Consider the following 23,840-nt stretch of genomic DNA (forward strand, 5'->3'; position numbering starts at 1 on the left):
AACACGGGAGGAAGTGATGGCGAGCACTACTCGACGCTCTCTGCTGAGAGGCATTCTGGGCGGCTCGACGGTGGCCGTCGCACTGCCGCTGCTGGACTGTTTCCTCGACGGCCATGGCGAGGCCTTGGCGTCGGGCAAGCCGATCCCGACCCGCTTCGGAACCTGGTTCTGGGGTTGCGGCGTGAACGAGGATCGTTGGTTCCCGGCCAAGCTCGGCGCCGGCTACGACCTGAAGGATGAGCTGAGGCCGATTGCGCCCTACAAGGACAAGGTCGCGATCTTCTCCAACTTCAACTGCGACCTGGGCGGCCGCCCGAACCTCGTGCACTGGTCCGGCGTCATGGCGACGCTTTCCGGCGCGGCGCCGATCCACGGCGGCGTGAGCGGCGGCAGCGCCGAGCTGCCGACCATCGACTGCCTGGTCGCCGACCACATCGGCAAGGGGACGCGCTTCAGGTCGCTCGAGGTGGCTTGCACCGGCCAGTCGAGCGTCAGCTACAGCATGCGCGCAGGGTCGACGGTCAACCCGAGCGAGGTGGACCCGATCAGTCTCTACAGACGTCTGTTCGGGACGGGCTTCAGCGATCCGAACAAGGCTGAGTTCAAGCCGGATCCGGCGGTCATGCTGCGCCAGAGCGTGCTCAGCTCGGTGAAGGACGATCGCGAGGACCTGATGCGGTCGCTCGGGAGCGCCGACCGCCAACGTGTCGACCAGTATTTCACCTCGCTGCGGCAGGTCGAGCAGCAGCTCGCCATGATGCTCGAGAAGCCCGCGCCGGCCGAAGCGTGCGTGCTGCCGAACGAGCCCGGCAAGATCGAGCTTGGCCCGACCTGGGAGATGGCGACGCGCAGCCACGAGCTGCTCGGTCAGCTCGTGGTGATGGCGCTGGCCTGCAATCAGACGCGCGTCTTCAACGTCGCCCTGTCGAACGCCGGCTCGAACCTGCGCAAGGCGGGCGACCCGGTGTCTTTCCACGAACTGACCCACGAGGAGGCCATCGACCCGCAGCTTGGCTATCAGCCGAAAGCCACCTTCTTCATCGAGCGCAGCATGGAGACCTTCGCCAGCATGCTGAAGATGATGGACGCCGTGAAGGAGGGGGACGGCACTTTGCTGGACCACAGCCTCGTTCTGGCGACCTCCGAAAGCAACTTCGCGAAGATCCACTCGGTCGACAACCTGCCGGTCATGGTCGCCGGCCGCGCCGGCGGGAAGTGGAAGTCCGGCCAGCATATCAGCGGCAAGGGCGATCCGAGCTCGCGCGTCGGGCTGACCATTCAGCAGGTGCTGGGCATGCCGGTGACCAGCTGGGGCGACGCGGCGATGCAGACGAACAAGCCCATCAGCGAAGTCATGGTCTGAGGCGTCGAAGCAGATGCGGAATGTGAAACGCACGCGAGCCGCCTTCCAGCGGCTGGCCCTTGCAGCGGGCGTCCTGTGCGGCCTGAGCGCGACGGACGCGATGGCCTACTACATCGGGCCCAGCTACCTGAAGGTGCCGGGCGTGGCCGGCGGCGCCAAGGATCCCAAATATTCGGGATGGGTGCGGACCGAGGCCAGCTATTGGACCGCGAAACCCGAACTGCGGGAAATCCGCGGCATCACGGGCGACACCGCCAGCCTGTTGTTCACCGGCCCGCGCGTGCCGGAGAAGGGGCCGAACGTTCTGTCGGTCGCCGTCGACAAGACCAGCCCGGCCTTGCAGCCGCTGATGGACAAGTGTCGCACGGGCGCGCCGATCCCCAGCATCAGGGTGGCGGAGTCGACGGAGATGGCGCGCCACCCACAGGAGCGAGGGCCGCGGCCGAAAGATGCGCCGGAGTTCTACGAATACGAGCTGAAGAACGTCCGGCTGACCTGCCCTGTCGTGGCCGGCGCGCCGGAGCAGGCCTTCGCCCTCAAGTTCGACGATATCCGCTGGGTCAACGGACGGCCGCAGCCGAAGCCCCGCCCGGTCACCGCCGAGCCGGCGAAGCTCGCGCCCGCGCCGAAGTCCGGCGCCAGCAAGGTCTTCGTGGTCACCTGGTTCGCGCCCATCGCGGACGCCAGCGCCGATCAGTGCCCCAAGCTGAACACCAAGCCCTCGCAGGACGACTACTACGCCCTGATGTCGCCGGAGCGGGCGGCCGAGCAGCGCGCCTTCCTGAAGGCCAAGGGCGGGGCGAACACCCAATTCCTGCCGTACCGCGGCCCTGACGAGATGAACGTGACCATGTTGCCGGGCGTGGTCGCCGACCCCGGCTTCGTCGCGCCGACCGTGAACATCGTCCGGGGTTTCAACCTCGACAATGACGACGGCTCGGGCGCGCCGCCGAGGGGCGTGCGCCAGCACAGGAACTACGTTTCGCCCGACGGCCAGACCGGAGTCGACAACCAGCTCTTCACCGTCCAGGGCTGCGTCGAGGGCTGGCGGCGCAAAGGCTTCCTGCCGATGATCGGCAACGAGCTGCGCCGCGCCGGCGGACTCTCGATCCTGGTGGAAGTCAGCGGGATCGACGACGAACGCAATGACGAAGATGTCGCCGTCACGCTGATGTACAGCACCGACCCGATGAAGCGGGACGGAACGTCGAAGATCATCCTCGCCGACTACACCTTCCGGGTTTCCGACGATCCCGCCTATTCCCAGGACTTCGCCCGCTTCCGGGGCAAGATCGCGGGCGGCGTCGTGACCACGGAGCCGCTGAAGCAGGTCCACCTGCACGAGGGGCCAGCCGGCATCTCATGGTCTCTCGCCAACGCGCGCATGCAGCTGAAATTCCTGCCCGACGGCGGGGTGAGCGCGATGCTGGGCGGCTATCGCGACTGGCGGGCCTATCTCGCGGCGGCCTTCTTCCGCTCATCCGACTACGAGAACACCATCGGGTTCACGGCGCCGGGCATGTACAACGCGGTGAAGCGCGCGGCCGACGGCCTGCAGGACCCGAACACCGGCGAGTTCACCGGAATCTCCGCGGCCTACGAGATGGAAGGCGTCCAGGCCTTCATTCCCCCGGCGCAGGAGCAGAGGCTCGCGAAGGGCGAGCCCATTCGCGTTTCCACCCGATGAGGGCGGCGGTCCCCGGTCGATCGGGGACCGCTCAACCCAGGCGGTTTCAGCGGCCGGAGGCCGGCGCCGCCGGGGCCAGCAGCCGCACCGGGCCGATCAAGCCGGACGGCCGCAGCGGCGCCTTGGCGGTGTAGGTCTTGCCGGTGGTGAAGGCGATCTTCTCGGCCCCTGGCTGCTGGTCGCCGATCAGCCGGTTCACCCAGAGGTTTGCGACCTTCACCTCGAGGTGGTTGCGGCCGGGGCGGAGCAAACCGCCGATGTTCGCCCGGTAGGGCGCCTTCCAAAGGTTCCCCGCAGGCTTGCCGTTCACCCGCACCTCGGCCACGTCGCCGACCCTTCCGAGATCGAGCCACAACGGCGCGCCGGGCCGCACCTCCTTCGGCAGGGTGAAGCGGGTCGTATAGGTCGCCTCGCCGGAGAAGTACTTGACCCCAGGGTCGGTCTGCTCGGACAGCGAGCCGAGCTGGGCGAGTTCGATCGTCGCCGGCGCGCCGCGTCCGGGCTGGAAAGCGACCTTCCAGGGGCCGGCCACCTCGGCGACGGGCGCCGGAACCGGCGGCGAGATCTTCAGCGCGGGTTGCGTGGCCGCCTCGCGGAAGACGACGAAGAAGGACTGGTTGGCGAGCATCTCCAGCGGCACGACCGTCTCTCCACCCTCGATGCGGTAGGAGAGGGGCTCGACCGCGCCGGTGTCGGCGCGCCAGAGCTGCGGCGCCTTGCCGGCGACGCGGAACCGCGCCTCGAGCTGCTCGGGCCGGGCCTTGCGGTTGCTGACGAAGTAGAGGTCGCCGTCGGCGAGGCTGCGGTGCACGAACTGGACGTCCGTGTCCGGGGTCTGGGCGGCGTAGCTGAAGTCGGGCGAGGCGCCGACCGCGGCAAGTGCGGCCTCGACGTCCTTGCCGGCGAACACCCGGCCCTTGCCGACCGTCGTCACCGGCCCGCCGGCCCAGAGCCGGCGCATGAGCGCGGCGAACTCGCCTGTATCGTCCTTGAGGCTCGGCGACGCCTGCGGCGCGTCGCCGACGATGGTTCCGCCGGCCTCAGCGAGGGTCGCGAGCTTGCGCAGCACCGGCAGCGTCATCCGCGCGCTGGTCCCGCCGAGGTAGAGGACGCGGTAGCGGGCGCCGCCCTGCCTGGCGACGATTTCCGCGCCCTCCACCCCCAACTCGTTGAGCACGGCGTCCGGCGGCACGAAGTCGTAGGTGTAGCGCTTCGGAACGTCGGTCGGGTAGGCGTCGCGGCCGATCACGCCGATCGGCGTCTCCTCGCCGTAGACATAGCCGACGTCGGCGACGTTGCGGCCCTGCTGCAGCAGGAAGCTGTTGCGGGCGATGTAGTCGATCCAGCCGCCGGCCATCTCCGCCCAGGTTTCGTGCCGGCCGAACTGCTGGCCGAACACCCCGAGCGTCAGACCCGGCTGGCGGTCGTCGCGCGGCTGATGCACGGCGGTGTGGATCACCGGCCGGTTCACGCCGCTCAGGAACTCCGCGTCGATCATCGGCTGCAGGTCGCCCGGCGCGTGCGCCCAGGGAGTCAGGATCGACGTCAGCGACTCCGCGGCGACGACCGGGCGGCCGTAGATGTGGGCGGTGGAGGCTGCGCCGCGCATGTCGGCGAGGTAGTTGGTGGACGGCCCCTTGGCACCATAGGCCCACATCGCGCCCATCGGCACGTCGGCGAAGCGGCGCATCTCCATGTCGTCGCCCAGCGTGGCGCGCGTAGCCTCGAGGGACTCGCCGTAGACCGTCAGGCCGTGAGCGTGGGCGACCTTCGCCAGCGTGCCGTAGTGCTCGGTGGCGGCGAGTTCGCCGAGGGTCCGGCGGAAGTCGTAGAGGAAGGCGTCGCTCTGCGCCCGCGACCCGACGATGGTTCCGGTGAGCGCCGGCAGCCACGGCCGCGGATCGTAGCCGCGCCGCGTCTGGAACTGCTCGAGCATGCGCGGCGTCCAGTTCGAGGGGCCGACCTCGGTGCTGTCGGTGACCAGGGCGGACAGACCGTGCTTGCCGAACAGCGCCGCGCCCGTCGCCTCGCGATAGCTGGCGAAATAGGTCTCCAGGTAGTCGGTCACCGCGGCGGCGTCGTACTTGTCGACCTCCAGTCCGGTCGCTTCGGGGCTTGCCGGGGCGTTGGTCTTGCCGGTCAGCGAATAGCCCAGGCGCAGCACCGTCCAGCGGCCCAGCGGCGGCGTCCAGTCGAGCTGTCCGTCCGCGCCCACCCGGTTGGTCAGGTCGATGACCGCGCCTGGCGCGACGCCCTTGAGCTCGGGGCCGGCGAACGCGTCGAGCGCGTAATAGTCGTCGGCCAACGAGAAACCGGCCTTCTGCTCGAAGGCGTTCACCCGGGCCTCGGGCAGGAGCCGGAACTCCGCGAGCTGCGGCGGCTTCGGGCGCGCGCCGCCCATCCCCATCACCGCGGAGCTGTCGACGCCGGGCGCCGGCGCGAACGACGCGCGGTTCGGCGCCTTGCCGCGGGCGAAGACGAGGCGGAACCGCGTCGCGGTCACCGGCGCGAAGCTCGCCGTCGACGGCGTCGGCGACAGACCGATCTCGGCGACCTTTCGCCAGGTCTTACCGTCGTCGCTGGCCTCCAGCTGGGGGCGCAAGGGGCCGCTGATCGCCGTGCTTGGCGGGTCGGCGACGAAGACGACGGCAGAACGGATCGTCTGCGGCGCGTTGTAGACAAGCTCGATGACACCCGGACCTTCGGCCCGCCCGGGCGGGAGCGGCACGCCGGTTTCGCGGCTGTCGTCGACGAGAGGCGCGACCTCGATAGCGCCGCCGTTCGCCGTCGCCGTCTCAGGTCGCGGCGGCGGGATGGCGACCGTCGGAAAGGCGATCACGGCGGCGTCGCGGGCGAAGCCGTCGACAGTCTGGTGTCCTTCGTGGTCGGCGTGCAGCTCTTGATACGGCCCGGTCACCGACGGCAATGCGGGGAGGGGACCGCGGAAGCGCTGGCTGCCTTTCAGCTGAAGTTCGCTCCAGACCAGCTTCTTCATCGCCTGCTCGGGCTTCACCCAAGGCCCGCCGGTCTCGCTCCAGCCGGGCGAGGTGGCGATCGCCAGCTCCAGGTCCAGGGCGTCGGCCTGCTGCGCGGCGGCGCGGAACACCTCCTTCCACTCCGGCGACATGTAGGTCAGCCGCTTGTCGACGATCTGGGGCGTCTGCCGGTTGGCGTCGAAGGCCTGCGCCCCGCCGAGGCCGACCCGCTTCATCCAGGCGAGGTCCTTCTCGACGCCGTCGCGGGTGATGTTGCCGTTCATCCAGTGCCACCAGACCCGCGGACGCGCCGCGCTCGGCGGATCACGGAACCCGGTCGTCAGCGGGTCGCCGTCCGCGGCGAGCGCGTGGCTGGCGGTGAGGCACAGGGCGGAGGCTGCGAGCAGGGCGCGCGTTCGTGGCGACATGCGGCTCTAAGCTCCTGGGCGGCGCAGCAGGCGGATGCGCAGCGTCCGCAGGCTGTCGTTGGGGAATAGAAAGTGGCGCTCGTCGCCGTTGAACGTGCGGCCTTCGATCCACTGGCCGTTCTTGAAGACGCCCTCGTGCACGGCGTCCAACTCGACCTTGGCGTTCGGAGCCGAGAAGTTGAGCGAGACGCCGCGCGCCACGACGGTGAACTCGTCGGGACCGCTGTGGATGATCAGGCCGTAGCCCGCCTCCGGCGGCGCCGCGGCCGAGCCGGTTCCGGCGCCGAACAGCCCCCGCGTGTCGATCGGTCCGGAGATGGAGACGGTGTAGCCGCCTAGGGTCTCGCGCCGCACTTCTCGCGCGGTGATCTTGAACCCGCGGATCCGTCCCTCGGCTTGAGCGCTGGCGATCAGGCCGGTCATCTCGTTCAACACGCCGTACGCCTTGAAGAGGTCGTGCCCCTCCGCGCCGTCCTCGATGCCGAACGGGTTGAAGCCGATGGCGTCGAACTGGCCTAGCGCGACGAACAGGTTGCCGGCGTCGATCTTCGCTTCGGGGATGAAGATCGGGTTGTCGCCCCGCTTGTAGTCCGTCAGCACGCCGGTGAAGTCGTCGATGTAGATGTCGGGGGCCAACAGCACGAGGGACGGGGCGGCCGCTTTCCAGACGTCCATCATCCGCGCGACCGGCCCGCCGCTGGGGTACTGCCCCGGCTGCTCGGCGCCCGGCTTCGGCCCCAGCCAGGCGTTGGCGTACATCGGCAGCGGGTGCTCGGCGCCGCCAGCCTTCGCCACGCGCTCGACATAGCGGCCGAAGCCCCACGCCATGAAGACCTCTTCGGCCGCGCGGTCCTCGCCGAACACCTCGGCCCATGAGCCCTGTTCGCGGAAGCCTTGCCGCTTCCAGAGCTCGAGCAGCCAGGGTCTGAGGATGGTGCGGTGCTCGCGCAGATAGGCGATCAGTTCGGGCGGCACAGGCCGCGCCCAGGCGGCGTCGGCGAGCGGCGAGCGGTCGCGGCTTTCGCCGAGCAGGCCGACTTCGTTCTCGACCTGCACCATGATCACCGTGCCGGCTTTGTCGACCTGCTTGATGTGCCGCATCAGCGCGGCGAACGCGCGCGAGTCCGCCTCCACGAGCCGATCGTTGAAGACGCTGAGGATGGGACCATTCAAGGGGAAGCGCCCGACCAGGGTCGTGGCGGAGTTGCGCGTCGCTCGGGGGTAGCGCTGCTCGTCGCGCCGCACCCACGACGGCGCGTAGGTCGATTCAGCGTTCTTGTAGGCGCCGAACCAGATCATCACCAGGCGCATGCCCCGCTGACGCGCCTGGCGGATCTGATCGTCGACCGCGGTGAAGTCGAAGCGGCCTTCCTCCGGCTCGACCAACTCCCAGCTCGCCGCGCCGATCACGGTGCGGACGTTGTTGCGGGCCAGGCGATCCCAGATCGGCGCCATGTAGGCCGGGCTGGACGGGCTGGAATTGTGCAGCTCGCCGCCGAGCGCGAGATAGGGCGCGCCGTCGACCATCAGCTGAACGGCCTGGCCGTTCCGCCGAAGCTCCGGAAGCTCCGCCGCCGATGAGCCGCCGACGAGCAGCATCGCCGAAAGTGCGGCGCCCGCCATCCAAACCGCTAGTTTCATTGACCTCGCCCGACGACGCGCACACAGAGAATGACGCTAGACACGTGACCAGCGCGGGTGGTTAGCGCGGAACGCCTGGGTCGGGCAAGTACATTCGAAAGTCGAACTATCTTGCGCTGCGACCGGATGTCCTCGCCATCGCCGGGGCGCCTCCCGAAAAAGCGCTAGACACTGGTCTAGCGGTCATTCAAATTCCGAACCATCGCGTGTGGTCGATGAAGAGCGCCGCTCCAGGTGCGGCGGGGCCGCCACAAACCTCCCGGTCGAAAGGACTCTATTTCATGCGTGCATCGCTCAAGGCTGCGGCTGTCGCCGCGGCGATCGTCTTCAGCGCCGGCCCGGCGCTTGCGGCTGACCCCGCGGCCGCCGCCAAGCCGGCCTATTCGACGGAAAACAGCACCATCGGCGAGCTGATCGAGAACCCCGAGACCAAGGCGCTCTTCGACAAGCATCTGCCTGGCGTCTCCAGCAACGAGCAGTTCGAGATGGCGAAGGCGATGACGCTGCGGCAGGTGCAATCCTACGCGCCAGACCAGTTCAGCGACGACACGCTCGCCAAGCTCGACGCCGACCTCGCCAAGGTCCCGGCGAAGAAATGAGCCGAGCGCCGCATCGGAACGCCCGATAGCGGCTCCACCTATCCGGTTGACGGCAGCCTCGAGCGCGAGGCTGCGACGCCTGTCGCCTCCACAGGGGCGGCAGGTTTCGGCCGTCCCTAAACACCATCCATCCAATGAGGTCATCCGTGTCCATTCCCGACGTCTCGGCCAAGCCGCTGAGCGAGATCGTTTCCCTGGCCGGTCGGTCGGCCGTCGTCACCGGCGCCGCCTGGGGCTTGGGCAAGGCCACCGCCCGCCGCCTCGCCGAGGCCGGCGCTTCGGTTCTGATCGGCGACATCGATGCGGAGAAGGCCGCGGCCACGGCGCAGGAGATCAGCCAGGCCTATGGCGCGCGCGTGCTGTCCATCCCGATGGACGTGACGAACAAGGACGCCGTCGTCGCCGCGGCCGATCTGGCGGTGAAGGAGTTCGGCGGTCTCGACGTGTGGGTCAACAACGCCGGCATCCCCTCCTTCACCCCGCTGCTCGACTTGACCGAGGACGACTGGGATCAGGTGATGGCGGTCAATCTGCGCGGCCTGTTCCTCGGCTCGCGCGAGGCGGCGCGACGGATGATTGAGGCCGGGAAGGGCGGGGCGATCGTCAACCTCTCGTCGCTGGCCGGCTTCCGGGGCATCAGCGCCGGCCAGGCGGCTTACGTCACCTCGAAGCACGGCGTCCGCGGGGCGACTCGGCAGATGGCGCTGGAGCTCGCGCCGCATGGCATCCGGGTGCTCGGGGTGGCCCCTGGCTACTGCCAGACCGAGCACACGGCCCACTTGGCGGAGCTGGAGCCCGAGCTGCTCGCGCAGATCCCGATCCCGGGCATCGCCAGCAGCAAGCTCGGGCGGGTTGGCGTCGCCGACGACATCGCCCGCGTGGTGCTGTTCTGCGCGTCCGACATGTCGCTCTTCATGAGCGGGTCGACCCTGCTCGTGGATGGCGGCGAAGCGGCCTAACGCGGCCCATTCTGGCGAACCCGCCGCGCGCCGGCGGACAGGCAAAAAAAGGGCGGCGATCCATCGATCGCCGCCGAAGCCCTCGGGGAAGAGGGGCTTCTGAAGTTATCTCGAACCGAACGCGTAGCGGACGTTGACGCCGAACTCGCGCGGCGCCGTGAAGGTGATGCCGGTCGTCGACGCTCCGCGATAGGTGGTGACGCCGCTGAATGACGTCGCGCCGATGTTGTAGTTCGTCGTCAACGGCGTCGGCGAACGGCTCAGCACCCGCTCGGTCTTGGTGATGTTCTTGGCGTAGAGCGAAACGTCCCAGGCGCCGTCGGGCGCGCGCAGGCCGGCGTAGAGGTTGAGCAGGGCGTAAGCCTTCACGTCGTCGACGGCGTTCGACGGATCGTTCTTCGAGTCACCGTAAAGCTGCAGCAGGCCGCGGATGTAGCCGTCCACGTCGCCCCGCAGCGATTGATGGTATTCCGAGGTGATGCTCGACGCCCACAGCGGCGCCAGCGACGCGCGGAAGGCGACGTTGCAGACGGCAAGGTTGTCGCCGCCGCTCGCCGCCCGGATCTGGCCGATGGTCGGCACGCCCGACGCGGTGTCCGGCTCCCCGTCCGCGGGGAAGAAGTCGTTGCAGGGCACGTCGGCGTTCTTGATCTTGCTCTTGGCGTAGCTGACGTTGCCGCTGAGGTTCCAGGTGTCGAGGATCTGGTAGCTCGCCTCGGCCTCGACGCCGTTCACCTTCACCGGCACGGCGGCGACGAAGTTGAACTGGCTCACCCGCTGGAACAGCGTCGGCGGCGTGGTCGAGGTGTTCGCCGCGGTCTCGACGTAGAAGACGCCCGACGCCGACCGGTACGGGTAGTTGGTGAAGTCCTGGTGGAAGGCCGAGACATTGAAGCGCAGGCGCTTGTCCAGCCAGTCGGACTTGAAGCCGATTTCGTAGGACGTCGATTTCTCGGGAGGCAGGTTCAGGAACGAGTTCTCCCGCGGGGTGCGCGCCAGGCTGAAGTCGCCGACCGCGTGCACGGGGGGACGCCAGGAGCTGCCGACAGTGCCGTACACCATCAGGTCCTCGTTGAACCGGTGCTTGGCCGACACCGAATAGATGATCGGGTTGCTGTGGTCGTCGGTCGCGGAAACCGTGCGGCCGGCGACGACCAGTTGCGCGTCGTCTTCGTAATCGATGTAGCGCAGGCCGCCGGAAAGCTCGGTCTGCTCGGTGACATGCAGCGTCAGGTTGCCGTAGATCGACTGTTCCTTGGTGCCGCCGGTTCGAATGATCGGCGTCCGGACAACCGTGCCTCCGGTGGTCGGCGACGGCACGCCGAACCAGACCATGGTCGGAGTCGTCAGGTTCGTCGGCGCGTCGGTCTTCTGGTAGAAGGCGCCGACGATGTAGTCGAGTAGGCCGTCGAACAGCGGCTTCTCTGACGACAGCCGAAGTTCATGCGCCCACGCCTTCGAATAGGTGTGGGTGACCTGCGCGAAGTCCTTCGTGAAAAGCGGGAAGGTTGGGCCAAAGAAGTCGCCCACGTCCTGGGGCCCATACGAGTTGAACACCTGTCGGTTCATCGCGCCGACGTAGTTCAGCCGTTGGCCGGCGAACGAGTACTGGCCCTGCAGGTTGAGGTTGTCGAACCGCTGGCGGATCTGTCGGCCTGCATCCTCGACGCCGAGGCGATCGGCGGCGTCGATGAACACTGGGCTGGCCGGCGCCGTCGGATCCAGCGCCTGCAGCGACTCCACCTGGTCGAACGAGCGGATCTTCTGGTTCAGCTGCTGCCAGATGACGCCGAACGACAGGTCCGCGGTCGGCTCAAACCGGCTGCTGATGCGCAGGGCGCGGGTCTGGGACTTCGGGTCCTGGTCGACGCGGATGCTCTTGACGCGCGAGCCTTCGTTCTCGTCGAGCAGGCCGGCGATCCGCACCGCCAGCATGTCCTCGACGATCGGCACGTTGACTGCGCCCTGCAGGTTGTAGCCGTTGAGGCTGGTGCCGGTGGCGTTCACGTAGCCGCCGTACTGGCTGAGGTGTGGCTGCGCGGTCGTGACGGTCATCGAGCCGGACGGCGAGGCGCGCCCGCGCAGCGTGCCTTGCGGGCCGCGCAGCAGCTCCACCTGGCCGATGTCGAACATCGCCTGGAACAGGTTGCCCGCCGAGATCGGCGCGTCGTTCAGATAGAACTCGACGGTGCCGTTGTTGCCCGAGGCGTTGACGTCGTAGTTGACGCCGCGCACCGAGGCCACGGCGCCGATGCCGTTGGCGTTGGGCGCCATGGTCATGCCTGGCACGACCGCCGTGATGTCCTCGAACCGGCGGATGTTCAGCTTGGCCAGTTCCTGCGAGGTGACGGCGTTCACCGTCAAAGGCACGTCCTGCAGCACTTCGTTCCGACGCCGCGCGGTGACGACGATGTCGCCGAGCACGTAGGGCTCGGCCGCGCCGGCCTGCGGCGTCGCGCTGGTCTGTTGCGCGTTGGCGGCGGACGCCATCGCCAGGAAACTCGCGCCTGCGAGCGCGAAAAGCAGAGTAGATTTCAAAGTGGATGCCTCCCCGATCTATTGACCGCCGTCCCGCATGCTGTCCGACAAGCCGCAACCTGACCGCGACAAGGCGGCGGCCGTGCGCAGGTGTCGGCGCGTCGAAGGGGCTTCGGCGACCTGTATTGTGTTGGAATGTGCGCTTGCTCAGCCGCGCGCGACCTCAGCCAAGGCATAGCTCGGCGCGAAGCGCGGGCCGCAACCCAAACTTAGTCGTTTCACTCCCCGCAACTGACGGTTTCTTTCTGGGTCGTACCTGCAGCAGCGGTCGACTCTTCTATTAACGATACACTGCGGCGCGTTTCTTGCCCCGGTCAAGCTGTTTTACAGGTTGCGGGGATGCATCTGCGCAGCCGCCGGTCGGGAGCCGCCAAGTGCGCGGGAGCCGCGGCTGTGCGGGAAACCTCCGCGAAGGCGCCGCGCCGCCGCCCCGGGGCTTCGGATACTAGGCGAGGGCGAAGTGACGGCGCACGTCGTCCGCCGATACGAAGCGGGCGCCTGCTTCTCGTTCGAGGTCGTCGAGCCGGTCGGAAAGTACCAACGCGGTAGGACCGCCCTTAAAACTTGTCCCTCGCCCTTAGAAACTGTCCCTCCTCCCTCTTGCTTTGGGGGGGGCGGGGGGACTTTTCACGGACAATTCTGGGACAAGTTGGGGACGCCAAGGCGACCTTTTGGCGAGCCCGGATGTCCCTCCGGGACATGTGGATTTTGTCCCGCCTCCCCACTGAGCCCGGGGAGGCGGCCAGGCTAGGCTAGGCTAGGCTAGGCGGATCTCGAAAAGGGACGCCCTGCGCATCTTTGCCCGGCGGCGTTTCGGAGCGGCCAGGCTTGCGGGGGCGGGGCTCGGCGCGCCCGGCCGGCGCCAGCGAATGGGCGATCAGGTCGACGAAGGCGTCGCTGTGCGGCTGCCTAGCACAGCTGCGCCGATAATCCTCTCCGGCCGGCTGGTTAGCTAGGACCGCCGCGGTGCGGGTTGCTTAAGCGAAGCGTTCTGGATGAAAGGTCCGCTAAGGGTCGTTAGGCGCGGTCAGTTGGGCACCGGGAACTTGACCACCCGATGCCAAGCAGGCGGCCCGGTCACCGGCTGAAAGGGTTCCTTGATCCGGCTGCGCTCCCACTTCCGGAGCCGAAAGCAGTGAGATGGCTGCTGCAATCGCCAGGAGTGTCGGTCGCATCATGACGACGGTACGTCGGAGCAACGGGGGGCCGCAACCGGTCGCGCGCGCTCCTTGGTGCCACGCCCGCAAGGGTCCGGTCATCGCCCCGAAGTTCCTATTGCGGGAAGTGCTTTCGGGTCCGCTCCTGGCGCCGCTCGAGCCGAACGTGGCGCGAACTGATCTCCCGACGCGCGTTCATGTCGGCAAGGCTGCCTCGCGAGCGGAGGATTCGGGAACGGCTCCGCCGTTTGCGGGTTCTCCACCGCCGACAAAGCCAGGAATGGAGCCTTTACCATGCAGGTCAGCGAAGTGATGACCGCCCAAGTGACGACGGCGACGCCGCGCACCACGATCAAGGACGTCGCCCGCACCATGGCCGAGGTCGAGAGCGGCGCGGTGCCGATCGTCGACGACGGCAAGGTGGTTGGCCTGGTCACCGACCGTGACATCGTCCTGCGCGTGGTGGCCGAGGGGAAGGGCCTTGAAACCCCGGTCTCCGAGGTGATGACCGAGGGCGTAGAAACCTGCCGCGAGGACGACAACGTCGCCGACGCCACCGGCAAGATGAGCTCGAAGCAGATCCGCCGCTTGGTCGTGCTGAACGAAAGTGGAAAGCTCGCCGGCATACTGTCCCTTGGTGACGTCGCCATCGACTACGGCGCCAAGGCCGTCGGCAAAACGCTGGGCGAAATCTCCGAGAACACACCAGCGACGCACTAAGGCAGCGCGCGCGACGTCAACGTCCGGGTTCGGGCGGCAATCCAAATTCCGCTGTCGGCGCGCTGGAGGGCAGGAAACAGTCTGGTTGCGGTCGGCAGCACGAGAACCGATGCCGAGCCCAGGGTTCCCGGATCAAGAACCGAAATAGCCAATGATCGGAGGAAGCTCGTTCGTATGCCGGATTCCCGGAGCCGCCTCGCAGACAAACGGCAAGGCGTTGATCACTGGGTGCGCGGTGAGGCCTGGCGAGTAGGCTGCGTAGTCCTCCGGTCTCACGTCGAAGCCGATCGAAATGTCGAGCGACGTGTCGCCCTTGACCTGCACGCGCCACCCGGAGTCGCGATAGTCCCAAGCAGGCTCGGTGTCCCGGGTCACGTACCATAGCGAGTAGCGCGTCAGCACCTCGCGGCCATCCCGCCAGCCGCTCACCGCCATGCGCAGCGCGCCAATTGTACCGGGCTCGATCGTGCCGATCGCCACCTCGGTGCGGCTGCGCGCGAGTGCGTATTCGCTGCTTGTGGTCACCTCGTCGAGCGGCGTTCCGATCGCCTCGGCCAGCGCGCGAAATGTCGGCGGCGTGCTGGTCGCGGTACCGAGCGGCCGACCTACGGGGCGCGTGGCGGGGTCGGTCCCGAAGCCTAGCCGGTTCACCAGCATGTCCGGCGAATTGCGCGACGCCATGTTGGCGTAGTCGGTGATGATGAAGCGATCCAGTCGCCGCTGCATGTTGAGCAGCGTCAGCGGCACGAGTTCTGTGATCCAGCCTGGACTTGATCCCGTCGCATACACCGAGGCACTCCCCTTGGCGCAGGCGGCCTCCAACCGCGACCGGTCGGCTGGCGGGATGGAGTCGCGATGATTGAAGCCGACGCAGGCGGTGACGATGTTGATCCCCGCCTCCAGCAGACGGCACATGTCCGTGACGTCAGCCTGATTGGGCAAGTAGACCACGCAGTCGGGCCGTGCCGCGATCACCGCCTCGGCGTCGAGGCTGGCGAAGACCCCTGTCGCAGGCTTGCCGCAAAGCGCGCCGGCGTCTCGCCCGGCCTTGTCGGTGGAAAAGACCCGCAGAGCGACCAGGTCCATTTTCGGATGTTCAATCACCGCAGCCAGTGCGCGCCGGCCCACATCGCCCGTGCCCCACTGTGCGACGCGATAGCGTTTTCCCACCAAATGGACCTCCCTTGAGCGACCGATGCGTCGAGGCTTCGGGCTTTCTCCTATTGATAGGCCATCTGCGGCCCGGACAGGCTAAGCCGCGACGCACACTAAGGTCAGAGGTAGCAGTAATCCTTAGATCTTTGCGGCGAATTTCCGGTTGAGGCTCAAGCTCCGCTCCTGGCGCAGCTTGAGTCGGGCGCCGAGCGCCGAAAGTGACGCGCCCGGGATCCTTCAACAGCGGAGTGCGCCGCCGGTAAACGGTTGGCATTCGGGGCAGAGGCGGAGGAGCAGATGATCCGGATGGCAGCCATAACGCTTGGGCTACAACTCGCGTTCGTAGTACCGGCGGCGGCGCAGACGGACGACCTTCGCTATTTCGTTGGCCATTGGAATGTAGCTTCTAAAGATCCAGCGAGCGGGGAGGTCCTCCAGCTCGAGTACAGCATCGAGCCGACGCGCGGCGGCGCATGGTTGGCAGGCTTGAGCGTGTCCAAGGACGGGTCGCTGAGCGCCCGCGACATGTGGGGCCGCGACCCGCTGACCGGCGAGGTGATCCGCGTAATCTTCGACGGCAGCGGCACGTTCGCGACCGTACGCTCCCGAGGCTGGACCGGCGACAAGTTGGTGCTGGAGGGTGAGGCGCGGTCGAAGGGTGGAACCGTTCGCGTACGCGAGACTATCTCCCGGCTCTCGCCTCAACAGTTCGACGCCGTGTGGGAGGCCCATCGGAACGGCGTGTGGTCGGCCTACGCAGTAGAGACAGTCATCCGGCGTTGAAGGCCGACATGTCGGTCCGCCGCGCGGCTCTCGAAGTTCGAAGCGGGTGCGGTCCAACGGCCGCTCCTGGCGCAGCTCACGAGCTCGCTGGGAACGCCGGCTCCCGCCGGCCGCCTCGCCAACTTCCGGTTGCAGGGAGGCCATCCGACTTCTGCCCCTGGCGCGAGGTCGGGGGAAAACCGATTCACTTGCCAGAGCCGCGGAAGCTGAGCTTCTGATGAAGTCAGGGAGGGTGGTTCAAAGCTTCACATTCTAGGGCGCCTTGCATCGGAGATGCTTGACGCCATCCGAAATGCGGTCGTCAGATGAACTGCAGGCAGAGCAAATTTGCGGCTCGGCCGCCATTATCGCAGTTTGGAGGTGAAATGATCGGTCGAGGAACAAAGCTTCGAGAACTCATCGAGAAGGGTGAGTACTTCGTCTGCGGAGACACCTATTCCGCTATCACGGGGCGAATCTGCGAATACGTGGGATTTCCAGCAGCGTATCTTGGCGGTCACGCCTGCAGCGCCTTCCATTACGCGGTGCCTGACAACGGCGTGTACAGCCAGGTCGAGCAGATCGAGCAGGCCAGCCGGATCGCCAATGCGATCAGCATACCGCTGATCGCTGACGCGGACACGCTCGGGGAGACGGTGGCTGACGCCTACCATTTCACCCGCCGTTACATCCAACAGGGGATCGCCGGCTTCCATGTCGAAGACGAGCGCAATCCCAAGCACTCGAAGCATGTGAACGGTCTCTGGTCGATCGAGGACCAGCAAGCGCGCATCGACGCCGCTCGACGGGCGCAGCGCGACTCTGGGCAGGATTTCGTCATCATCGCCCGCTGCGACGAACTCTATCCGAGCGAAGCTGGCGGCGGGGGCGGCGGTTCGATGGAAGAGGCGATCAAGCGGGGTCACGCCTATATGGAGGCTGGCGCCGACGCGCTGTTCTTTCCGCCGCGGCCTGACCCGGTGCCGGAGCTTCTCAAGGCGTTCGGCTCGAAGATCCCGCTCGCGACCATGGGCTTCAGCGTCCCCGGCACGGCCTTCAATATGGCGACGGGTGGCTGGGTCACGGCCGCCGCGAACCATCTCAAGATGATGCGAGAGCTGAAGGAAACCGGCCGCATCTCTTCGGCGAATTTCAATTTCCCCGAAAAGTATGAGTTGATCGACCACCCGCTCTACGACGGGCTGATCGAGGAATGGGCCGATAAGACGGGTCGCCGATCGCGCCCGAACCACGCGCCCTGAAGATCGCCAGACCCTCAATCCGGCACGCGCAAATTTCCCTAGCCGTCGCCTGTGGTGGGTTGTCCGATATATGCGCGAAGTTCGTGTTTCCGGAAGGCGGCCAACTTCCGCTCCTGGCGCAGCTTGAGCCGAGCGCGGAGCCCGGGACCGGGCGCCAGGGCGGAAGTTCCGAGCTTCCGGTGAGGGTGGAAAGCGACAACGCCACGATCGTCCCGCCAGCTTCGTGCCACCTCATAGGTTGCGCGGTCATGTGCGCAAACTCCGCAATCGGCAGACCCTTCTGGAACAGCGCAACTTCATGTGCCGTTCTCCTCGCTGCGATCGGATCCGTCTTGGGAGCCAACGTCGTAGACGCGTGACCTAATCAGGGCCGAAACACCATCGTGTCGCTTGGCGACGGTCGTGGCGCCCTCTTGGCTTCGGTCCCTGCGATATCGTCATGGACGCTTCACTCCAGCCCCCGTTCAAAGACCTCCTGCTGTTCCTCGCCACGGCTGGCGTGGTCGTGCCGCTATTCACCCGGCTGCGCATCGGCTCCACCCTCGGCTTCCTGACCGCCGGCGTGGTCCTGGGTCCTTTCGGTCTGGGCGCGCTGACCGACACCGTGCCATGGCTCGAGGCGTTCACTATTGGGCGGCCCGAGGAGTTCGAGCAGCTAGCGGAGCTCGGCGTCGCCTTCCTGCTCTTCAGCATCGGCCTGGAGCTGTCCTGGGAACGGCTTCGGCTGATGCGCCGCCTGGTCTTCGGACTGGGATCGGTCCAACTCGGCGCCGCTGCGCTCACTCTCGGCGCCGCCCTTCTGCTGGTGGTCCGCGATCCTGCAAGCGCGTTCGTGATCGGGGCGGCCCTGGCGCTTTCGTCGACCGCCATGGCGGTGCCCGCGCTGTCCCGCGGACATAGGCTGCATGCGCCGGCCGGTCGCGCGGCGTTTGCGGTGCTATTGTTCCAGGACCTCGCCGTCGCGCCCCTGCTGGCGGCGATCGGTCTCTTCGCGAGCGGGCACGACGGCGTGGGGGTCAAGACGGTCTATGCGCTTGTGCCCGCCGCGCTGATCCTGGGCGGGCTGATCCTGGGCGGCCGGGTCCTGCTGCGCCCGCTAATGAAGTTGGTGGCGCGGGCGAAGAGCCAGGAGCTCTTCATGGCCGCGGCGCTCCTGGTGGTGATTGGCTCCGGCGTAGCGACGTCGCTGGCCGGCCTTTCCATGGCGCTCGGCGCCTTCGTCGCCGGCGTGCTGCTCGCCGAAACAGAATACCGGCAAGAAGTGGAGGTGACGATCGAGCCGTTCGCCGGCATGCTCCTGGGGCTCTTCTTCTTGAGCGTGGGAATCCGGCTCGATCTTGCGGTGCTCTGGGATGAGCCAACCATGGTCGTGGGCCTGACGCTCGGCCTCCTGACGCTGAAGGCGCTGGTGAACCTGGGCGCCTGCCGGATATTTGGACTCTCCCCAGGCGCTAGCCTGGAAGCGGCCTTGGCCCTGGCCGGTGGCGGCGAGTTCGCCTTCGTCATCCTGAGTCACGCCAGCGGCGCCGAAATCGTGCACCCAACGTTGCTGCGTCCCCTGCTCGTCGCCGTGACCTTGAGCATGTTCGCCACGCCGGGGCTGGTCGCTTTGGGCGCATTTCTCGATCGGCGCGTGAGCGCGCGGAGCCTCGCTCGGGAGCCGACACCTGATCGGGAGCCGAGCGAGCGCGCCCACGTCCTTATCGTGGGCATGGGCCGCGTGGGTCGGATGATCACGGAGATCCTCGACGAGCGCGGCGTGCCGTGGGCCGCGGTCGATCGCGATCCTCGCGTTGCCAGCGCCGAGCGGCGCTGCGGTCGACAGATCCATTTCGGAGACGGCTCGAAGATTGAGCTGCTGAACCGCCTTGGCTTGACGGAGGCGCGAGCGCTGGTGGTCACCATGGACGCGCCGGAAGGGGTTGAGGCAGTCGTGGGAATGGCGCGGCACCATCATCCCGAGCTGGTGATTGTGGCTCGGGCGCGCGACGACCGAGACGCGACCCGCCTCTACCGGCTGGGGGCGACCAGCGCCGTGCCGGAGGCCTTCGAGGCCAGCCTGCAGCTTTCCGAAGCGCTGCTGCTTGACCTGGGAGAGCCGTCCGACGCGGTCGGTGAACTGATCCGCGGCCGACGTCGGGCATTCCGTGACAGCATCAGCGCTCCGCTCGAGAACAGCGGCGCAAGTGCTGCGGCCGAGCCCCCAGCCTAGCTCGCCCCTTGCAGACGTCATGGCCTCTGCGCTCGGGTCAATGGACTCCTGGGACCTGTTCGGCGCCGCCGTCCCGGTCCGCTCGGTGCCCGGCCGCCTCCGAATCGTCCGCGGCAATGTCTGCGCCGTCGGCGTCTCCAGGGGCAAAGCTCGGCCGCTCTGCGGGCGCCCGGAGCCCTTCGTCGCGCGTCTTGGGCTCCAGCACCGCACGGCCCAGGTCCTGATCCCAGCCGGCGGTCACCCGGTCGCCCTCCTGGATCTCGCCGGCGAGGATCGCCCGGGCGAGCTCCGTCTCCAGCTCCGAACGGATGAGCCGGCGCAATTCGCGGGCGCCGAACTCGGGCCGGAAGCCCTCTTCGGCCAGGTGGTCGACGAACGAGTCGGCGACCGCGAGCTCGATGCCCTGGCCGTGGGCGGTGCGCCGCACGCGCTCCAGCTGCAGCTCGACGATCGAGCGGATCTGCTCGCGGCCCAGCGCGTGGAAGACGATGATCTCGTCGATCCGGTTGATGAACTCCGGCCGGAAGTGGCCGCGCAGCACGTCCATCAGTTCGCGCTTCAGCCGGGCGGGGTCCTCCTCCTGGGTGCCGCGGTGGCGCAGGTTGCGCTGGATGATCTCCGAGCCAAGGTTGCTGGTGGCGATCAGCACGGTGTTGGTGAAGTCCACCACCCGGCCCTTGCCGTCGGTCAGCCGGCCGTCGTCGAACACCTGCAGGAGCACGTTGTAGACGTCCGGGTGGGCCTTCTCGATCTCGTCCAGCAGCACGACGCTGTAGGGCCGCCGGCGGACCCGCTCGGTCAGCTGGCCGCCTTCCTCGTAGCCGACGTAGCCCGGCGGCGCGCCGATCAGCCGGGCGACCGCATGACGCTCCATGTACTCGCTCATGTCGATGCGGATCATCGCGTCCTCGTCGCCGAACACCGTCTCGGCGAGCGTCTTGGCGAGCTCCGTCTTGCCGACCCCGGTGGGGCCCAGGAACAGGAAGGTGGCGATCGGGCTGCGGCCCTCGCGCAGGCCGGCGCGAGCCAGCCGTACGGCGTCGCTGACCGCCTTCACCGCTTCCTCCTGGCCGACGACCCGCTGCCGCAGCCGGTCCTCCATCTTCACCAGCCGCTCGCGCTCCTCGCTGGTCAGCTCGTTCACCGGCACGCCGGTCAGCTTGGAGACCACCTGGGCGATGTGCTCGACGCGGACGTCGGCCGAGCCCGAGCCGCGCTCGCGCCGCCAGCGTTCGGTGGCCTCCTCGAGCTGCTTGGCCTTGGCCTCGTGCTGGGCCTGCAGGTCGTGGGCGCGGTCGAATTGCTTGCGCGAGCTGGCGTAGTCCTGCTCGCGCTTCAGTTGGCGGCTCTCGGCCTCCAGGTCCTGCACCTCCACCGGCCGGGAGGACGAGGACATCTTCACCCGCGCGGCGGCCTGGTCGATCAGGTCGATCGCCTTGTCCGGCAGGAAGCGGCCGGTGATGTAGCGGTCCGACAGCTCGGCCGCGGCGATGACCGCCTCGTCGGTGATCGTCACCTTGTGGTGCGCCTCCAGCGTGTCGCGCAGGCCGCGCAGGATCATGATCGTCTGGGCGACGGTCGGTTCGGGGACGAACACCGGCTGGAAGCGGCGCTCCAGCGCGGCGTCCTTCTCGATGTGCTTCTGGTACTCGTTGAGCGTCGTCGCCCCGATCAGGTTCAGCTCGCCGCGGGCCAGCGCCGGCTTGAAGGTGTTGGCCACGTCCAGTCCACCTTCGCCGCCGCCGGAGCCGGCGCCGACGATGGTGTGGATCTCGTCGATGAACAGGATCAGCTCGTCCTGGCGGTCGGTGACCTCCTGCAGGATCTGCTGCACCCGCTCCTCGAACTCGCCGCGGTACTTGGAGCCGGCGACCAGCGAGTTCACCGACAGCTCCACCAGCCGCTTGCCGCGCAGCGCCTCGGGCACCTCGCCGGCGATGATCCGCTGGGCGAGGCCTTCGACGATGGCGGTCTTGCCGACCCCTGGTTCGCCGATCAGCACCGGGTTGTTCTTCTTGCGCCGGGCCAGCACCTCGATCGTCGTCTCGATCTCCAACGCCCGGCCGATCACCGGGTCGAGCTTGCCCGCGTTGGCGAGCTTGGTCAGGTCGCGCGAGTACTTGTCGAGGTTCGGGGTGTTGGTCGGCGCATCGACGCGGCCTTCCTCCGCGCCGCGGCCGACCACCTTGGTGACCTGCTGGCGGATCGCCTGCGGCGTCAGGCCCAGCCGTCGCAGCACGTCGGCGGCGATCCCTTCGCCCTCTTCGGCCAGGCCGATTAGAAGATGCTCCGGCCCGATGTAGGAGTGGCCGAAGTCGCGCGCGGCGGCGAAGGCGCGCGACAGCGCGTCCTTGACCCTCGGGGCTACGCCGACCTCGTCGCCGGCCTCCGCCGGCGTCGGCGTTGCGGCCGGAGCCTCGGCACGCACCTGCCGGCGGAGCTCGTCGGGCGAGACCTTGAACTGGTCCAGGATGGTGCGGACCACGTCGCTCTCGGTCAAAGCCAGCAGCAGATGCTGGGTGTCGACTTCGCGGCGACCCATCTCGACCGCCTCCTGCGCGGCCTTCTGCAGGATCTCCTTGGCGTGCTCGCTGAGGTTCTCGGTCGAGCTGCGGCGCGGTCGCGGCGCGCCGCTCCGGGCGCCGCCTTCCTCCGCCGCGGCGGGCTCGAACGGATCGCCGCCGAACCGCCCGCCCCAGGAATCGCCGAAGAAGTCGTCGAACAGGCTGCTGCGGCCGCCGCTGAACAGCGACTCCAGCGGCGAGCTGGCGCGCTGCCGCGCCGCCAGGCGGCGGTAGTCGATCTCGCACAGATTGAGCGTACGGCGTTCGCCGTCGCTCGCCACAGTGGCGCGCACCGTGGCCGGTCGCACGCCGCAGACATCGCAAAGGTCAGCCATCGGGGAGGTCCTCCGTTCAGCGTGGAAACCTCTCGCCATGGCCCGCGGGTCCGGACGACGGCGGAGGAGGCGGCCAAACTTCGTTTTCTTCCGCTGCCTAGCCCGCGGGCGGCGGAAAGCGGCACTTGGACGGTCACGGGCCAGAAAAGTTTGGCTGTTAGAAGTGGTGGCTCAGGCTTAAATTCCTCAACCACTGTGACCGGTACGCAGATGAGCAGTGAAGGTCGGCCCCCCAGGGCCACGCTCGGCGAGCTGGAACCACTTGGCGGCTAATTCCAAGTAGGCCCCTATCATCTCGGGGTCCTCGCACCAGTCGGCGATGGTATAGGTGGCCTCGGCCATCCGTTCGCAGTGCGCCTTCCAGCGGCGCCGGCGTTCTTCGTCCATCAGTGTAGATCAACTCAAACAGGTGAGCGCGGTCACAATGACCGAGCTGCTCGTGTTCTTCGCGGCCGGCACACGAAACCCCGCGACGCGCGCACTTCTGCTCCGGCCCTCGCTTCGGATGCAACTTCGGGGACCCAAAACGGGGTGAAAGGCCGCGCCGCCTCTTCGCCGCCGCTCGTCCGGCTGGTTAGGTTTGGGAGGCGGCGCCTGCGGCCGTGTCTACCCAGGCGACCGAGACGCCGGGGAGAGCACGGCGCGCAAAACGGGCGACATCACCTGCAGCGTCCCCGCCACCGAAACCTTTTTCGATCAGAACGAGCCTAATCGTCGGGAAGCGCGACAATCGGCTGTATGCGGCCATTTCAGTGCTTGCGGACTCCACGCTCACTCCACGTGTGAGCACAACGCCGAGGGCGTCTGAGAGCGCGTGGTCGTTTTCGACGAGCAGCACATAACGCATCACTGACCATTCCGTGATTTTTGTGTCGTAGAGCGCACGGGGCTGAGCCCCGTGCGCTGCCAGCCCCCTGCAACTTGGGTGGAACAGTGACTGGCTGCGGGTGATGTGGCGGCTCTGGCCCGCTTACCGGCGCAACGAACCTCCGCGGCAGTCGCGCCGGAAGTTATGGTCGTGCATATTCTAGCGGTACAACCGGCAGGACCCAAAACGGGGCATTTCTATGGATTACTCGCTCACTGCGAGAGTTGAGCGGGCCGCGGCCCAAGCGGAGCCCACGAAGAAGTGAGACAGGAAATTACGCGGCTCGTTGCGGATAGCTATCCGCGCATCGCAACTGACTTGCTTACGCCACTTCTAGATCTGTTTCGTCTCGCGCGGGAATACTGCGGAGGAGACGTAGATAAGTTTATGGTGATAATGGTTGTAGCTATTCGAACCACTAGGCATCCTGATTTCGCAAAACATTCTCCGCAACAACTGATCAGCGGAGATATTCCGATATTCCCAGGGCTAGGAACAAACGCGAGATCTATAGCTGAATCTCTAGGGATGCCAAAAGAGACAATTCGGCGGAAGGTTGCCGAGTTGATTGACGCGGATTGGCTGGTCCGCGACAGGTCGCGACTCTACTTCACA

Annotated in this window: 15 protein-coding genes; 8 read left to right on the forward strand and 7 right to left on the reverse strand. The window is 67.4% G+C overall.

Annotated features, from left to right (window positions below; all coding sequences use genetic code 11):
- Positions 1 to 16: 16 nt before the first annotated feature.
- Positions 17 to 1,363, forward strand: a complete 1,347-nt coding sequence (locus tag ACSQ14_RS21665) for a DUF1552 domain-containing protein (protein ID WP_436016386.1) — start codon at positions 17 to 19, stop codon at positions 1,361 to 1,363.
- 22 nt (positions 1,364 to 1,385) lie between these two features.
- Positions 1,386 to 3,050 (forward strand): hypothetical protein, encoded by a 1,665-nt coding sequence (locus tag ACSQ14_RS21670; RefSeq protein WP_436016388.1) that lies wholly within the window; start codon positions 1,386 to 1,388, stop codon positions 3,048 to 3,050.
- A gap of 46 nt (positions 3,051 to 3,096) precedes the next feature.
- Here ACSQ14_RS21670 and ACSQ14_RS21675 read toward each other — a convergent pair whose 3' ends face one another.
- Both ACSQ14_RS21675 and ACSQ14_RS21680 read right to left on the reverse strand, forming a co-directional pair.
- Positions 3,097 to 6,453 (reverse strand): glycosyl hydrolase, encoded by a 3,357-nt coding sequence (locus tag ACSQ14_RS21675; protein WP_436016390.1) that lies wholly within the window; start codon positions 6,451 to 6,453, stop codon positions 3,097 to 3,099.
- A gap of 6 nt (positions 6,454 to 6,459) precedes the next feature.
- Positions 6,460 to 8,094: a DUF5597 domain-containing protein gene (locus ACSQ14_RS21680; RefSeq protein WP_436016392.1), complete on the reverse strand. Its 1,635-nt coding sequence runs from the start codon at positions 8,092 to 8,094 to the stop codon at positions 6,460 to 6,462.
- A 281-nt stretch (positions 8,095 to 8,375) separates the two neighbouring features.
- Between ACSQ14_RS21680 and ACSQ14_RS21685 the strand changes: the two genes are divergently transcribed.
- Both ACSQ14_RS21685 and ACSQ14_RS21690 read left to right on the forward strand, forming a co-directional pair.
- Positions 8,376 to 8,693, forward strand: a complete 318-nt coding sequence (locus ACSQ14_RS21685; RefSeq protein ID WP_436016394.1) for a hypothetical protein — start codon at positions 8,376 to 8,378, stop codon at positions 8,691 to 8,693.
- A 146-nt stretch (positions 8,694 to 8,839) separates the two neighbouring features.
- A complete protein-coding gene (locus ACSQ14_RS21690; protein ID WP_436016396.1) occupies positions 8,840 to 9,652 on the forward strand; it encodes an SDR family NAD(P)-dependent oxidoreductase in 813 nt (270 codons plus the stop codon).
- Positions 9,653 to 9,757: 105 nt separating this feature from the next.
- On the opposite strand, the gene ACSQ14_RS21695 is transcribed toward ACSQ14_RS21690, so the two are convergent.
- Positions 9,758 to 12,190, reverse strand: a complete 2,433-nt coding sequence (locus ACSQ14_RS21695; protein ID WP_436016398.1) for a TonB-dependent receptor — start codon at positions 12,188 to 12,190, stop codon at positions 9,758 to 9,760.
- A gap of 1,451 nt (positions 12,191 to 13,641) precedes the next feature.
- On the opposite strand from ACSQ14_RS21695, the gene ACSQ14_RS21700 reads away from it, so the two are divergent.
- On the forward strand, positions 13,642 to 14,067 hold the full coding sequence (locus tag ACSQ14_RS21700) for a CBS domain-containing protein (RefSeq protein ID WP_436016400.1): 426 nt from the start codon (positions 13,642 to 13,644) through the stop codon (positions 14,065 to 14,067).
- Between the two features lie 132 nt (positions 14,068 to 14,199).
- On the opposite strand, the gene ACSQ14_RS21705 is transcribed toward ACSQ14_RS21700, so the two are convergent.
- Positions 14,200 to 15,237, reverse strand: a complete 1,038-nt coding sequence (locus tag ACSQ14_RS21705; RefSeq protein ID WP_436016402.1) for an NAD(P)H-dependent amine dehydrogenase family protein — start codon at positions 15,235 to 15,237, stop codon at positions 14,200 to 14,202.
- A 282-nt stretch (positions 15,238 to 15,519) separates the two neighbouring features.
- On the opposite strand from ACSQ14_RS21705, the gene ACSQ14_RS21710 reads away from it, so the two are divergent.
- From ACSQ14_RS21710 to ACSQ14_RS21720, 3 genes are all read left to right on the forward strand, one after another.
- On the forward strand, positions 15,520 to 16,005 hold the full coding sequence (locus ACSQ14_RS21710) for a hypothetical protein (protein ID WP_436016404.1): 486 nt from the start codon (positions 15,520 to 15,522) through the stop codon (positions 16,003 to 16,005).
- 365 nt (positions 16,006 to 16,370) lie between these two features.
- Entirely contained in the window at positions 16,371 to 17,246 is an 876-nt protein-coding gene (locus tag ACSQ14_RS21715) for an isocitrate lyase/PEP mutase family protein (RefSeq protein WP_436016406.1), read from the forward strand.
- A gap of 439 nt (positions 17,247 to 17,685) precedes the next feature.
- Positions 17,686 to 19,458 (forward strand): cation:proton antiporter domain-containing protein, encoded by a 1,773-nt coding sequence (locus tag ACSQ14_RS21720; protein WP_436016408.1) that lies wholly within the window; start codon positions 17,686 to 17,688, stop codon positions 19,456 to 19,458.
- Between the two features lie 37 nt (positions 19,459 to 19,495).
- Here the strand turns inward: ACSQ14_RS21720 and ACSQ14_RS21725 are convergent, their stop codons facing one another.
- From ACSQ14_RS21725 to ACSQ14_RS21735, 3 genes are all read right to left on the reverse strand, one after another.
- Positions 19,496 to 22,357, reverse strand: coding sequence for an AAA family ATPase (locus ACSQ14_RS21725; RefSeq protein ID WP_436016410.1), 2,862 nt, complete (start codon positions 22,355 to 22,357; stop codon positions 19,496 to 19,498).
- 186 nt (positions 22,358 to 22,543) lie between these two features.
- Positions 22,544 to 22,744, reverse strand: coding sequence for a hypothetical protein (locus tag ACSQ14_RS21730; protein ID WP_436016412.1), 201 nt, complete (start codon positions 22,742 to 22,744; stop codon positions 22,544 to 22,546).
- A gap of 187 nt (positions 22,745 to 22,931) precedes the next feature.
- Positions 22,932 to 23,204 carry a hypothetical protein gene (locus tag ACSQ14_RS21735; protein ID WP_436016414.1) on the reverse strand — a complete coding sequence of 91 codons (273 nt, stop codon included), beginning with the start codon at positions 23,202 to 23,204 and terminating at the stop codon, positions 22,932 to 22,934.
- Positions 23,205 to 23,840: the final 636 nt, after the last annotated feature.

The organism is Phenylobacterium sp. LjRoot219 (genome assembly GCF_964252995.1).
GTDB lineage: Bacteria > Pseudomonadota > Alphaproteobacteria > Caulobacterales > Caulobacteraceae > Phenylobacterium.

Coding starts and splice junctions, on each gene's coding strand:
- ACSQ14_RS21735 (WP_436016414.1), bottom strand. CDS start 23,204: ATGCGTTATGTGCTGCTCGTCGAAAACGACCACGCGCTCTCAGACGCC.
- ACSQ14_RS21720 (WP_436016408.1), top strand. CDS start 17,686: ATGGACGCTTCACTCCAGCCCCCGTTCAAAGACCTCCTGCTGTTCCTC.
- ACSQ14_RS21665 (WP_436016386.1), top strand. CDS start 17: ATGGCGAGCACTACTCGACGCTCTCTGCTGAGAGGCATTCTGGGCGGC.
- ACSQ14_RS21725 (WP_436016410.1), bottom strand. CDS start 22,357: ATGGCTGACCTTTGCGATGTCTGCGGCGTGCGACCGGCCACGGTGCGC.
- ACSQ14_RS21685 (WP_436016394.1), top strand. CDS start 8,376: ATGCGTGCATCGCTCAAGGCTGCGGCTGTCGCCGCGGCGATCGTCTTC.
- ACSQ14_RS21710 (WP_436016404.1), top strand. CDS start 15,520: ATGATCCGGATGGCAGCCATAACGCTTGGGCTACAACTCGCGTTCGTA.
- ACSQ14_RS21700 (WP_436016400.1), top strand. CDS start 13,642: ATGCAGGTCAGCGAAGTGATGACCGCCCAAGTGACGACGGCGACGCCG.
- ACSQ14_RS21715 (WP_436016406.1), top strand. CDS start 16,371: ATGATCGGTCGAGGAACAAAGCTTCGAGAACTCATCGAGAAGGGTGAG.
- ACSQ14_RS21675 (WP_436016390.1), bottom strand. CDS start 6,453: ATGTCGCCACGAACGCGCGCCCTGCTCGCAGCCTCCGCCCTGTGCCTC.
- ACSQ14_RS21680 (WP_436016392.1), bottom strand. CDS start 8,094: ATGAAACTAGCGGTTTGGATGGCGGGCGCCGCACTTTCGGCGATGCTG.
- ACSQ14_RS21730 (WP_436016412.1), bottom strand. CDS start 22,744: ATGGACGAAGAACGCCGGCGCCGCTGGAAGGCGCACTGCGAACGGATG.